Source organism: Sphingomonas daechungensis (assembly GCF_039543105.1).
Taxonomy (GTDB): domain Bacteria; phylum Pseudomonadota; class Alphaproteobacteria; order Sphingomonadales; family Sphingomonadaceae; genus Sphingomicrobium; species Sphingomicrobium daechungense.
Genome location: NZ_BAABJC010000001.1, coordinates 1,125,612 through 1,137,574, shown reverse-complemented (window position 1 = coordinate 1,137,574; position 11,963 = coordinate 1,125,612). Strand labels below are relative to the sequence as shown.

At 63.1% G+C, this 11,963-nt stretch carries 13 protein-coding genes; 7 read left to right on the top strand and 6 right to left on the bottom strand.

Annotated features, from left to right (window positions below):
- The first annotated feature begins 69 nt into the window (after positions 1–69).
- Positions 70–2,868 carry a M16 family metallopeptidase gene (locus tag ABD928_RS05920; protein WP_345167025.1) on the top strand — a complete coding sequence of 933 codons (2,799 nt, stop codon included), beginning with the start codon at positions 70–72 and terminating at the stop codon, positions 2,866–2,868.
- Positions 2,869–2,874: 6 nt separating this feature from the next.
- Here ABD928_RS05920 and ABD928_RS05915 read toward each other — a convergent pair whose 3' ends face one another.
- The 6 genes from ABD928_RS05915 to ABD928_RS05890 form a co-directional block, all read right to left on the bottom strand.
- Complete coding sequence (locus ABD928_RS05915; protein ID WP_187713831.1) at positions 2,875–3,177, bottom strand: hypothetical protein; 303 nt, start codon at positions 3,175–3,177, stop codon at positions 2,875–2,877.
- Positions 3,178–3,265: 88 nt separating this feature from the next.
- Entirely contained in the window at positions 3,266–3,739 is a 474-nt protein-coding gene (locus tag ABD928_RS05910) for a hypothetical protein (RefSeq protein ID WP_345167022.1), read from the bottom strand.
- Between the two features lie 270 nt (positions 3,740–4,009).
- The gene (locus ABD928_RS05905; RefSeq protein ID WP_345167019.1) at positions 4,010–4,216 is read right to left on the bottom strand and encodes a hypothetical protein; all 207 of its coding nucleotides are present in this window, start codon (positions 4,214–4,216) and stop codon (positions 4,010–4,012) included.
- Between the two features lie 73 nt (positions 4,217–4,289).
- Positions 4,290–5,039, bottom strand: a complete 750-nt coding sequence (locus ABD928_RS05900) for a metallophosphoesterase family protein (RefSeq protein WP_345167016.1) — start codon at positions 5,037–5,039, stop codon at positions 4,290–4,292.
- Positions 5,040–5,178: 139 nt separating this feature from the next.
- Positions 5,179–5,523, bottom strand: coding sequence for a hypothetical protein (locus ABD928_RS05895; RefSeq protein ID WP_187713833.1), 345 nt, complete (start codon positions 5,521–5,523; stop codon positions 5,179–5,181).
- A gap of 205 nt (positions 5,524–5,728) precedes the next feature.
- Positions 5,729–6,322 (bottom strand): PilZ domain-containing protein, encoded by a 594-nt coding sequence (locus ABD928_RS05890; RefSeq protein WP_345167012.1) that lies wholly within the window; start codon positions 6,320–6,322, stop codon positions 5,729–5,731.
- 166 nt (positions 6,323–6,488) lie between these two features.
- On the opposite strand from ABD928_RS05890, the gene ABD928_RS05885 reads away from it, so the two are divergent.
- The 6 genes from ABD928_RS05885 (at position 6,489) to ABD928_RS05860 (ending at position 11,530) form a co-directional block, all read left to right on the top strand.
- Positions 6,489–8,693 (top strand): putative bifunctional diguanylate cyclase/phosphodiesterase, encoded by a 2,205-nt coding sequence (locus tag ABD928_RS05885; protein WP_187713835.1) that lies wholly within the window; start codon positions 6,489–6,491, stop codon positions 8,691–8,693.
- A 3-nt stretch (positions 8,694–8,696) separates the two neighbouring features.
- On the top strand, positions 8,697–9,377 hold the full coding sequence (locus ABD928_RS05880) for a TorF family putative porin (protein ID WP_187713836.1): 681 nt from the start codon (positions 8,697–8,699) through the stop codon (positions 9,375–9,377).
- Positions 9,378–9,581: 204 nt separating this feature from the next.
- Positions 9,582–10,058, top strand: coding sequence for a PilZ domain-containing protein (locus tag ABD928_RS05875; RefSeq protein ID WP_345167006.1), 477 nt, complete (start codon positions 9,582–9,584; stop codon positions 10,056–10,058).
- 125 nt (positions 10,059–10,183) lie between these two features.
- Positions 10,184–10,663 (top strand): MarR family transcriptional regulator, encoded by a 480-nt coding sequence (locus ABD928_RS05870; RefSeq protein ID WP_187713838.1) that lies wholly within the window; start codon positions 10,184–10,186, stop codon positions 10,661–10,663.
- A gap of 103 nt (positions 10,664–10,766) precedes the next feature.
- Entirely contained in the window at positions 10,767–10,949 is a 183-nt protein-coding gene (locus ABD928_RS05865) for a hypothetical protein (protein ID WP_187713839.1), read from the top strand.
- A gap of 131 nt (positions 10,950–11,080) precedes the next feature.
- Positions 11,081–11,530: a MarR family winged helix-turn-helix transcriptional regulator gene (locus ABD928_RS05860; protein ID WP_187713840.1), complete on the top strand. Its 450-nt coding sequence runs from the start codon at positions 11,081–11,083 to the stop codon at positions 11,528–11,530.
- The last annotated feature ends 433 nt before the right edge of the window (positions 11,531–11,963 follow it).

Genomic DNA, 11,963 nt, shown 5'->3' with positions numbered 1-11,963 from the left:
CGCTGCGGAAACAGCGCTGTCCAGCGTCATCCTTATAGAGCCGCAAATCGCGGCGAGTGGGGAGCCGTCATGAATTCCTTCAATGTTTCCGCCGCCACGGTCGCCCTGGCCGTCGCCTTGTCGCCCGTTACGGCCAGCGCGCACTCAGCGGCTTCACAGACCGTCTCGGTCCGGCCGCTGATTGAAAAGGCACCTCTGCAATATGAGCGTTTCACGTTGGTCAACGGCCTTCGCGTGCTGGTTCATACCGACAGGAAGGCGCCCGTCGTTGCGCTCTCCGTTTATTACGATGTCGGGTCGAAGCATGAGCCGAAGGGCAAGACGGGCTTTGCGCATCTGTTCGAGCACTTGATGTTCAACGGTTCCGAAAACGCCGACGGTGACTGGTTCGAGCCGATGGCCCAGATCGGCGCAACGGCGCTGAACGGCTCAACCTGGTTCGACAGGACCAACTATTTCGAGACGGTGCCGGTCGGGGCCCTTGAACGGGCGCTCTACCTGGAGTCCGACCGGATGGGCCACCTGCTGGGCGCCGTTACTCCAGACAAGCTCAGCAATCAGATCGGAGTCGTTCAAAACGAGAAAAGGCAGGGTGACAACAAGCCGTTTGGGCTGGTCAGCTACAAGCAGACGGAGCTGCTGTTCGCGCCCGGCCATCCCTACGGGCACTCGACGATCGGCTCGATGGCCGATTTGAGCGCCGCCAGCCTCCAGGACGTGAAGCAATGGTTCAAGGACCATTATGGACCCAATAACGCGGTGCTTGTGCTGGCTGGCGACATTGACGCGGCGACGGCAAGGCCACTCGTTCAGAAATACTTTGGCGATATCGCCCGGGGTCCGGCGACGACGACGATCGCCGCGCCGGTGCCGACGCTTTCGAAGCGCCTGAAGGTTGTCCTCAAGGATCACGTCCCTGTCACGCGGCTGTACCGCACTTGGGTTGTCCCGGGTCTGAACGACAAAGACAGCGTGCCGCTGTCGATGGGGGCGGCAGTGCTCGGCGGGCTTGCAAGCTCGAGGCTTGATAATGCGCTCGTGCGTGACGAGCAGCTCGCGGTGCGGGTCACGGCGTCGCTTGAAAGCTATGCGGAGGTGGGCCAGTTCGAAGTCACGGTGGACGTGAAGCCGGGCGCTGATCCGGATGCCGTCGGCCGTCGTCTCGATGCCATCATCGATGAATACATCTCGCGCGGGCCCACTGCGGCGGAGCTTGAGCGCGTCGTCGTGGGCAATGTCCTCGATACCGTCAACGGACTCCAGACGGTGGGCGGCAAAGCGGCAACACTGGCGGAAGGAGAGCTGTATTCGCGGGACCCGAACCACTTTGCCAGGGACATGCGGGCCATGGCTGCAGCAACGCCCGCCGGGGTCCGGACGGCGCTGGCCAAGTGGCTGAAGCGCCCCGTCCTGGCCCTGAGCGTGGTCCCCGGCGAACGGGAGCCCTATGTCGAAGCGTCAGCTCCTGTCATCCGGAAGGCGGCTGACCCATCAGCCCCGGAAAAAATCGTCAAGCGCGGGGCGTTGCCTCCGGTGACCGGGCTGAGCGAACTGGCGTTTCCGTCAGTATCGCGCATCACCTTATCGAACGGCATCGGCGTCTTTTACGCACGCCGCACCAATGTGCCGCTGACGCAAATGGCGCTCAGCATCGATGCCGGCTTTGCAGCAGATCCGAAAGCCAAGCTCGGGCTGGCGGCCCTGACGACCGCGATGTTGAAGGAGGGGACGACCAGCCTGTCGTCGAGGGACATTGCGCAGCGGCAGGAGCAGCTCGGAGCGTCGATCGGGATTGGGTCGAATGCTGACAGGACCACGGCCAGCCTGGGCACGCTGTCGTCGAGCATCGTCCCGGCGCTGGCTCTGTTCGCCGATGTCATCGAGCGGCCCGCGTTTGCGCCACGTGAATTCGAGCGCATGCGCGCCCAGCAACTTGCCCGCATCGCAAGCGAGGGGAGTGATCCCGGGGCAATGGCCGCTCGGGTGCTTGCGCCGGCGCTTTACGGCCAAGGATCTCTTTACGGTTTTCCAGCCACGGGATCCGGGACGGCGGAGACGGTCAAGTCGCTGACCAGGGACGACCTGGTCCAGTTCCATTCGCAGTGGCTGCGGCCCGACAAGGCGAAATTGTTCATCGTCAGCGACATGCCGCTAAGCACGCTTACCCCGCTGCTCGAGCAAACGCTGGGCACGTGGCAACCAGTGGGAATGAGCGGGATCAAGCCGCCCGTCTCGGCCGTGACGGCAACGTCGCGCATCCTCCTCGTCGATCGCAAGGGGTCTCCCCAGTCCCAGATCATTGGCGCCCAGCTGCTCGCCGTCGATCCCAAGGCGGAGATCCTGTCACTCGACGTGGCCAGTGACGTCGTCGGCGGTTCCTTCCTGTCGAGGATCAACATGGACCTCCGCGAAACCAGGGGCTGGTCGTACGGAGTCCGCGCCGGCATCGGCCGCCGGGAACATGCCGTCGTCTACCAGGTCAGCGCACCGGTCCAGGCCGACCGGACCGGAGAGTCGCTGGCGGCGCTGCTGTCCGACTACCGCGACTTCCTCGGCGCCAAGGGGGCGACGGCGGCAGAGCTGGAGCGGACGGTCAACGACAATGTGAAGTCATTGCCCGGGTCGTTCGAGACGACGGCGTCGGTGCTGGGGGCGCTGCAGTCAAATGACTTTTACGCGCGCCCCGATGACTATTACGAGCAATTGCCGGCGAAGTACCATGCGCTGACAGCAGCGGCGGTGAACCAGGCCGCGCGCCAAGCGATCAACCCGGAAAAATTCCTGTGGGTGGTCGTCGGGGACGCTGCAAAGCTGAAGCCACAGCTCGACCTCATCGGGCTTCCCGTCGAGCTGGTGCCCGCAGGCTGAGGAGCGTCAGGACAGGCTCTTCACTGGCGCGGCAATGTCGGGCCAGACGCAGAAGGTGGAGGGGTTGATGCCGTGCTTCTCAAGCACCTCGATGATTGCGGCTTGCAGCGCATTACGAAGTGTTCTGTCGCGGGGTGACACGTCGTTGCCCGTGGCAATCAGGAACGCGTAGAGAAACCCGGCTGCATCGTAAGCCAGGAAGACGAGCAGCGCTTCATGGCTTTCTTCCGCCAACATGTCCCGCTTCAGCCTGTCGATGGCCGCGCCATGGCGCGCAATCATCGAATAAACCAGCAGTCCGCTCGGCACCGTTCGACTCCCTTCCAGCTCAATTTGCTCCTGGACGCTCCTGTCCCGGTTGGGGGCGCTGTTCCCGAAACGCGCTCGTGACCGGCCCTTAGAGACGGTCCGCCAGCCGGCTTGCGTCATTCGCGATGGCGACAAGGGCAGCACGCCAGGGCTCATCAACCGCGCCGAGGTCGCGGATGAGCTTCAGCTTGATCGCCAGCTCGACGATTGACGGCGAGGGGGCGGCCAGGAGCCGGTGGAGCCAGCCGTGCAGGCGCGCGCCCAGCTCATCTCCGCGATCCTCGATGGCGGCAATGCAGTGCTTGTCGAAAAGCATGCGCCGCACCCTTTCGGTCGCGACTGCCCCGAGGCCATTCGACATGGTCGCAAGCTCCCGGTCCATCGTGGCGAGCGCCGGGCGGTAATGATCTTTGTCGTGCTGGCGCAGCAACGCGCAGGCGGCGCGATAGTCATGCCAGCAGCTGTCCCATTCGGACCGGTCGAATTCGGGCTCAACCAGGGCTGCCGAGGAGCGTAACACCTTGGCGAGCAGACGCCTTGGCCGTAAATGCCATGTAGCCATTTTCGTCTCCACGAAGACGGTGATGGTCAGGGCCAGGCAGGAGTGTCCGCTCCTGTTTGGTCCGCCCCATTTTAGGGAAGGCGGCAGCAACGCTGCAGCCATCATACTATAGCAAAATGCGCTTGCCGGGTCAAAGAAACGGCTAAAATCCGCGACTTTTTGACGTGACAGAGCGGGCAGCATTTGCAGTGGTTGTGGGCATTCGTGCAGCCAGAAAAAGTCAGCAGTGCGCAAAGTCACCGTTAGCGTGACGCCGGCAGTGATCAGCCCTCAGCGGCGCCGTGCAGCAGCGCTCCGGTCCCGCCCGAACCGTGCTTCGAAATCCGCCCGGCACATCGCGGTGAGCTCATTCAGTCCGGCGCGGGCGGCGTCCGGCGCATCCAGGCTGGCAAGCGCGCTCGACAGCTCCGCCATCATGTTCAACGCCGCGAAATAGTGACTTTGCTCGTCGCTCCGTGAGCGCGCACTCATACTCATCGCGGCAGCATACGCGCTCGCCGTCGCGCGCGCATGTCCTTTTTGGACACGCAGTCGCTGGCATGGCGCACCCTCAGCTCGTCAATATGCTGACCGCCGTGCGTTCGACGCGTACCGCGCTCAGCTCGCCCGTCAGGTAGCAGCCGGTGTCCACCGCCACCCGGTTCGTCCTGACCTGCACCCTCGGCACGATGGTGTGGCCGTGAATGACCGTCACGCCGTGATCGCTTGCATCGCCGAGGAATTCCTTGCGGATCCAGTGCAAGTCCGCCGGCACCTGCTGGTCGAGGGGGATGCCTGGCCGGATGCCGGCATGAACAAACAGGCAGTCACCAATCCGCACCTGGTCCTTGAACTTGCGAATGAAGTTGCGGTGGGACGCGGGGACGGCCGCCTTGATCGCCGCGCCGACATCGAACCCCTCGGCGAGGATATCGTGGCTGTCCAGCCCGTAGCTTTGCAGCGTTTCGACACCGCCGTAGCGCAGCCATGGTTCGTACGCGCGGATATCGCCCGCCAGGCAGTTCAGCATCGACTCTTCGTGATTGCCCATTACGAAATGGACCCGGTCCACCGGCGCCGGGGCATGGCGGAGCCGCTCGATCACTCCGGCAGACTGCGGCCCGCGGTCGATCAAGTCGCCGAGAAGGACCAGGTGCGACTGGAAGTCGTGAGTCCGCAAGTCGCGCTCAATTTTCTCCAGCAGCCGCTCCAGCGGCTCCAGGCAGCCATGCACGTCGCCAATCGCGTAGACGCACACCCCGCGGGGCACGCCGTAGCGCAGCTCGGGCCGCGACCGTCGCAGTCTGGGAAAGATGGGCATGAACAACGCGGACTCGGTGATGGAGGACCGCCACAGCCCATAGCCGTCAAATCATGCTTTAGGCTTAACGGCAGCGCGTTTTGCAAGCGCGGGCAAAACGAACGGGTTCAAGGCCGAAGTACAGTTTGCCGTCGCCGCTTTACAAGGGCCGGCAGGTCCCGCGTTTCTGCGCCGGTTGCCCGCTGCCGTCGAGGGGTTCGAAGTACCAGCCAAAGTCGCCGTTCACCCGGTCGCCCTCGATGATGACATAGCGCGGCTGTCCCTGGTCGTTGTCCAGCCGCCACGCCAGGAAGCGGCCGTCGGGTGCGACGCTGTATGTCGCAATGCCCTCGCGGCTAGCCACTGACGCGCGTGACGACTCTGCATCGAACGTCACGGTGAAGCGCACGTCGCCGCCCGCACACGTCAGGCTTTGCACCTCCTCCAGACCCGCTGCAGCTGGCGCGGAGACGATCAGCAGGACGGACGCGACTATTCGAAACATCACTGGTTCCACGGGCAGCGGGCGACGACGAAGGCTCCGGCGGGCGCTCACCCTGTGACGCCATCCGGCTAACCATATCAACGGTCGATACACCAATTGCCGTACATTGGGCGATCCCGCTGTCCCAATGCAAGGACGCTGCTCGGTCCTCGCGATCAAAAGCGCCCTCGCGCCTGCCGCCTATTCTCAACCTCCGAGGCCGGCGTCAGAGGGACTTGCGAAGCAGTCGCCTCCGCAAGTCCTCCATCCCAATCGCGGACACCGTCTGCTCGGGATCGTCCGACAGGATGATGGCGCCGAGGTGCCCGAGGATCTGGGTCGCCCGGTCGAGACGCTGAAGTGGCAGGCCGTGCCGGGCCACGACATAGGGGTCGCCGATGAGCTCATCACCCAGTGCGTCAAGCAGGCGCGCGACATGGTCCAGCTCCTCGACGATTCGGGGCGCAAGGCGCCCAAGCGGATCGTGATCCCCGCCGCGGACGGGACGAGGTACGGCCTTCGGTTCGTTAGCGGCCGGCTCGGCTTCGGCGTTCGGGAGCCAGGCGGCAAGCTCGATGGGCTTCAAAAATTGGACGCCACACTCGGTGGAATTACGCCACATGACCGAGCCGGCGGCGCAAAGCTCTCCCCGGACCAACTCGATCTCCGTCGCAATCCTGGGAGGCACGTCGCATTCTATCAGGGCGCCGGTGACCGACATGTTCCTGATCGTGACATTCCGGACGGGGGCGCCAGGCGCGCGCAGCTTCGCCGCCAGCAGACTTCTGGCCCGTCGGCTCGAGCGTAGGTCGTCAACCATCGGCGTCCCAATGCAACGCGTATGAGTCAGGAGTATAAGGCTTTTTCCGGCTCCGTCAGCAATGGGCGAGGCCGATGGTTGGCGAGCCAGGGCGAAACTCGATTATGCTCCGTTTCGGATCGACCCCTCGGATAGCGTTAACCAACATTTCCGTAATCCGGCGCGGATGAAATGGTCCCTGACTTGCTCCCGCGAGCTTCTGCCGGCACTGGCTCGCGCCGTTGTCCTTCCCGCAGCGCTGACGCTTGCCTTGTTGGCCGCGATGGTTGGAACGATCCTCCACTTTTCAACCTCGGAATCGGACCGGATCGCGCTCGAGCGGCAGGACCGGCTTGTTCGCATTGCCGTCCGGGAAACCATGGACGACGTGGCCGTCGACCAGGAAGCCTCGACGTTCTGGGACGACGCCGTCGTGCAGGTGCGAAAGACACCTCTCGACCCTCTGTGGCTGGATAATAACCTCGGGATCTGGTTCCACACGTACTACAGGCACGACGAAACCTATTTGCTCAATGCCCAAGACAAGGCCGTTTACGCCATGCAGGCGGGACGGCGCGCGAGACCGGCGTCTTTCGCCAGGGTTGCCGGCCCCGTACTCAAGCTCGCCGATGGTCTCCGCCGGAAATTGACGACGGGCTACCTCGCGCCCGAAGGGAGCCGCGGAAAAACAATCGGAGCGACCGACTTCGCGCTGGTCGCCGGCCATCCCGCCATCATCAGCGTCAAGCCAATCGTGTCGGAGACGGGCAATGTTCCCCAGCGCCCCGGCTCGGAATTTCTGCACGTGTCGGTGCGCTACCTCGACGGCAGTTTTCTCAGCGAGCTGACCGAGCTTTACGGCATTGATGCGCCGCGGTTCACGTCGGAGCGCGCCGAGACCGCCTCGTTGCCGATCGCCGGGCGAGGCGGCGCGGTCATCGGTTACCTCGACTGGGCGCCGTTCGAACCGGGCGAAGAGGTCGAGGACAAGATGAGTCCCGTGCTCATCGTCGCCCTGGGACTCATTGGCGTCCTGATCGGCCTGCTCCTGCTCAGGCTGTTTCGAAGCCGCCTCGAGCTCGAAGCAAGCCGCGCGCAAGCTCAGCACCTCGCCTTCCATGACAGTCTCACCGGACTTCCGAACCGGGCCCTGTTTGAAGATCGGCTCGACCATGCGCTCGCCAAGCGGGACTGCAAGCTGGCCGTAATGCTGCTCGATCTTGACCGCTTCAAGAACGTCAATGACACCCTGGGTCACCAGGCAGGCGACGCCCTCATTCGCGAGCTTGGCGTTCGTCTCGCCGGCTTGACCCGCGAAGCCGACACAGTGAGCCGCCTCGGCGGGGATGAATTCGCGATCCTCATCGAGAATTGCCGGCCCGCAGACCTTCATAGGCTGGCGCGGCGGATCCTCACCGAGATCAATCAGCCGTTCACGCTCATCGGCAACACGGTGCACGTTGGCGTCAGTATCGGGATCGTCATCAGCTCCGTTGAGAAGAATGACCGTCTCGAGCTCGTCCGCAAAGCCGACATTGCACTTTACAATGCGAAGGACGCAGGCCGGAATACCTACTGCCTGTTCGAGCCGCACATGGATGATCATGTCCGTCTGCGCGGGCGCATCGAAGAGGATCTGCGGGCGGCGCTTGCGAGCGGACATGGGCTTTGCCTGCATTACCAGCCGCAGGTCGCGAGTGACGGGAAAGTCATCGGCTTGGAAGCGCTGGTCCGATGGGACCATCCGCAACGGGGCATGATCGCGCCCGAACAATTCGTCCCGGTCGCTGAGGAGACGGGCCTGATCCTCCCCTTGGGTGAGTGGGTTTTCCGCCAGGCGTGCGTCCAGTCACTGCGCTGGCCTGGCCTGTTCATCGCCATCAACCTGTCGCCGCTCCAGATCCGCTCGAACGGCTTTTACGACACGCTTGCGGGCATCATTCGATCAACGGGAGCAGATCCCAGGGTCCTCCAGCTCGAAGTCACCGAGCGCGTCCTTCTCGACGATGACGACAAAGTGCGGGAGACGTTGGCGAAACTCCGCAAAGCCGGGTTCACCATCGTCCTCGATGACTTCGGGACCGGCTATTCATCCCTGAGCTACTTGCGCAAGTTCGAGGTCGACAAGATCAAGATCGACCGCAGCTTCATTCAGCACCTGGGCGAAACCGCGGACTCGGCAAACATCATTTCGGCAGTCCTGGCCCTGGGTCACGTGATGGGTCTCGAAGTCGCTGCCGAGGGCGTCGAAACGGCCGAGCAGCAAGCCTTTCTCAAGGTGGCTGGCTGCAAGGAAATGCAGGGCTATTATTTCTCGCGGGCGCTTCCCGCCATCGAGCTTGGCGAGTTTCTTCCGGCCAACTCACCTAAACCCATTTCCAGCGCGGCTTGAGCCATGCGCCGCGGCATCATTGCCATCGCCTTCGGCCTGGCCGCGGTGGGCAACGGGCAACGCGCAGAGGCGGCGGACTGGTCGGCGGAGGCCGGTATCGTCAGCGACTATCGCTACCGTGGTGTGTCCTTGTCGGGTGGCAAGCCGGCGTTCCAGGCCTCGCTGAGCGCGCAGCTTGAGAGCGGTGCCTATGGTGAACTTTGGACATCGACGATCAAAGGCGCCGGCAAGCTCGAGTTGGATGCTACCGTGGGCTATGCTGTCCAGCTTTCCGACAAAGTCGGCCTCGACTTGTCGAGCACGTTTTATTGTTATCCCGGCGACAGCAGCACCAACGCGTTTGAGGCAACGGCGTCCGTCGAAGCGAACGTCGGACCGCTGACGGGAAAAGCCGGGGCGAGCTTTGCGCCGTCGCAACGGGGCACCGAGGACGACCTTGGACGGCGAACCAGCAATCTCTACCTTTTCACGGCAGCCCAATATACCGTCCCCAAGTCACCTATCTTCCTCAACGTCGAGCTCGGGCGCGAACGCGGCGCCTGGGATACGCTTGATGGTCGATCGAAGTGGAGCTGGACAATGGGCCTTGGCGCCGAGTTGCCGAATGCGCGCATCGGCCTTGACTATGTCGGCACCAACGCGGGCTCGAATGGCTTGATCGCATCGCTCTTCATGCAATTTTGAAAATCCTCGGCGTTCGCTCAAGGCCAGCCTACGCTCTCGCCTAAGACTCTGGATAGGCAACCGAATCCTCTCCGTTTCGGAGCTTTGGTTAAGGCGCTCGATGAGGTGCGGGTGGTAAATCCAGCTCCCTGGAAGCCGACCGATGTTGGGCCGGCCGTTGCGTGGAAGCCGGCGTTGAAACCTCGCGAGAACAGAGAGAAAGTAATGATCAGGGCGCGCATGCGGAGCTCTTCCGCTTGGCATGACGTCTGCATCCTCAACGTGTCGCTTCATGGCCTCGGGGTTCAGAGCGCCGAGCCACCTGCCCGCGGGACTTATGTCGAAATCCGGCGCGGCCGCCAGACGATCGTGGCACGCGTCGCCTGGAACAAGGGCCATCGCGCCGGGCTCCGCTCGCAGGACCCTATATTCCTCACTGCCCTGCTCAACGACACTTCAGGCGAGGCCCCGGCGGCGGGTAAGGTGCAGGGGCCTGTCGAACGCCGCCACGCGCCACGACCGTCCGATACTCATGCCGCGAGCCGCCTTGCCGGCCGGGCAATCGAATTTGCAGGAATTGCGACCGTAGCGGCGGCAATCGCCCTGGCGGCGTTCGGCGCCGTGGCCCAGGCTTTCAATGCGCCCATGGCGGCGGTCCGCGAAGCGCTCGGGGAATCAAACGCGCAACCAACTCGGGGTTAGCGAATTCTAGGAGTGCAGGGAGTTGCGACGCCCGTCGCTTGAAACTACCGTCGCATCGCTCGGTTTATCATGGTGCGCCCGTCATGCCGTGTGGCAGGCGAGTGGACGGAGGAGCGACCGACGTCATGAACAGGGAACGGCCGCGCCCAACCAGCGATGAGCACCGGCTCATCTCGCTGGATTCCCGTGACATCGACGATCTTCGGCGTCTCCTCGCCAAGCTCCACCCCTCCGGCCGCGGGGACGACGTTTCGGATGCTGGAGACCACGGCCCCGAGCGGAATGACCTGGTCGACAAGGCGCGGGTTGAACTCGATAACCGGCGAAAACGCGTTGCGATCTTTGGTAGCCAGATGTTCGCCGAACCCGCGTGGGAAATGCTGCTTCTATTGTTTCTGAGTGAGGGACGGCAGCGGATCACCCAGTCGAGGCTTGGCGAGCTTTCAGGGGCTTCGCGGTCGACTGGCCTCAGGTGGATCGACTATTTGTCAGATCACGGGCTCGCGGAGCGGCGCGAGCATCCTACCGACAAGCGGCAGAATTTCGTCAGCCTCACCGAGAAGGGCCGAGCGCTCCTGTCCGTGTATCTTTCTGAGACAAAGTAAGGTTTACACAATTGTAGCCTTTTTTGGGCTAAGGCATTATCGGGCGGTTCGATCGGCGCGCACTTTGGGCCTCAGCGCGCTCGTCTGCTCGGGGGTTACGTGTATGCCTGCAGTCAGTCAGGAAGCCGACGATCCGTCGGAGGACTGGACGATGCAACGCGCGCTTGCGCTGCTTGAACAAGCACTCGTCATCATCGATCGTTGGGACGCCAGCCCCGCCGTCGGGGCCCGCCTCCAGCAAGTGATCGAAGACGTGCAGGAGCTGAGCGCTCAAGTCGACGGCTAGGATTTCGGTGACGAGCCGGATCCGTTCAAATTGGATCAAAACTCTCCCCAAAATGGGCCGATCGTTAAGCGAGGGCCTACCCAACGTGGTTAATCAACACCCCGGTCTTAAACGGTCGAGGGAGTTCAATCATGACCGCGGTTGCAGCACGGAAGGAGTTCAATCCCGCCACCCTGTTTCCCACGGCGGCGCCGGACGTCCTGAAGGAACATTACGTGTCGACTCCACCGGGAAGTCGGCCCACCCGCGCAAGCAAGGTCCGGCAGATTCTCCAGGCCCGCCTCCGCCGCGACCAGCACTTCAGCAGCAAGCTTTTCTCCGACCCGGCCTGGGACATGCTGCTTGAGCTTTACGCCGCCGATAGTGGGGACCGGCGCCTCTCCATTTCTCGACTGTCCGAACGGACTCAGACGGCACTGACTACGACCCTGCGGTGGATCCAGGCGCTAGAGAGTGAAGGCCTGGTCGAACGCGCACGTCACCCGCTCGATGGACGCCAGGTCTTCATCGTGCTGACCCATTCTGGCCGGCAAGCAATTGATGGCTATTTCGACGATATTGACCGCCTATCCGTCATTTGATTCATATATGTCATTGATCCGCCGAGCTCTGCGGCCCTAAGTCAGTCCTACAGCGATGCCGAATCGCGGGTGCCAGCTCGGGGCACCCGTTTTTCTTCCGCGGGTCCCCGATCGCGCTCCAGTCTGCGGCTCCTGAACTCGTCACGGCATTGTTCGAATTGCTTCCGATCCGGATCAATGGACAGGGTTTGGGAAAGCCGCCTGACCCGATAGCAATGCGGTGTTTCTGCTGCTCCTTCTTGCTGAAAGCGCCGCACCGCCGCCACGCGTGGCGCCGCAGGCCAAGGCGGTCGTCCGGATAGAGCGAAGTGTCCAAGTGCGCCGTGAAAATTGGACCGCGCCAAGCGATCTGCAGCGGCGCGAAGTGGTGAGGAAGGACGACACCGGACGCCCGGTTCTCCTGCGCCTCGTCGAGCATCAATAGCCGCGCGGC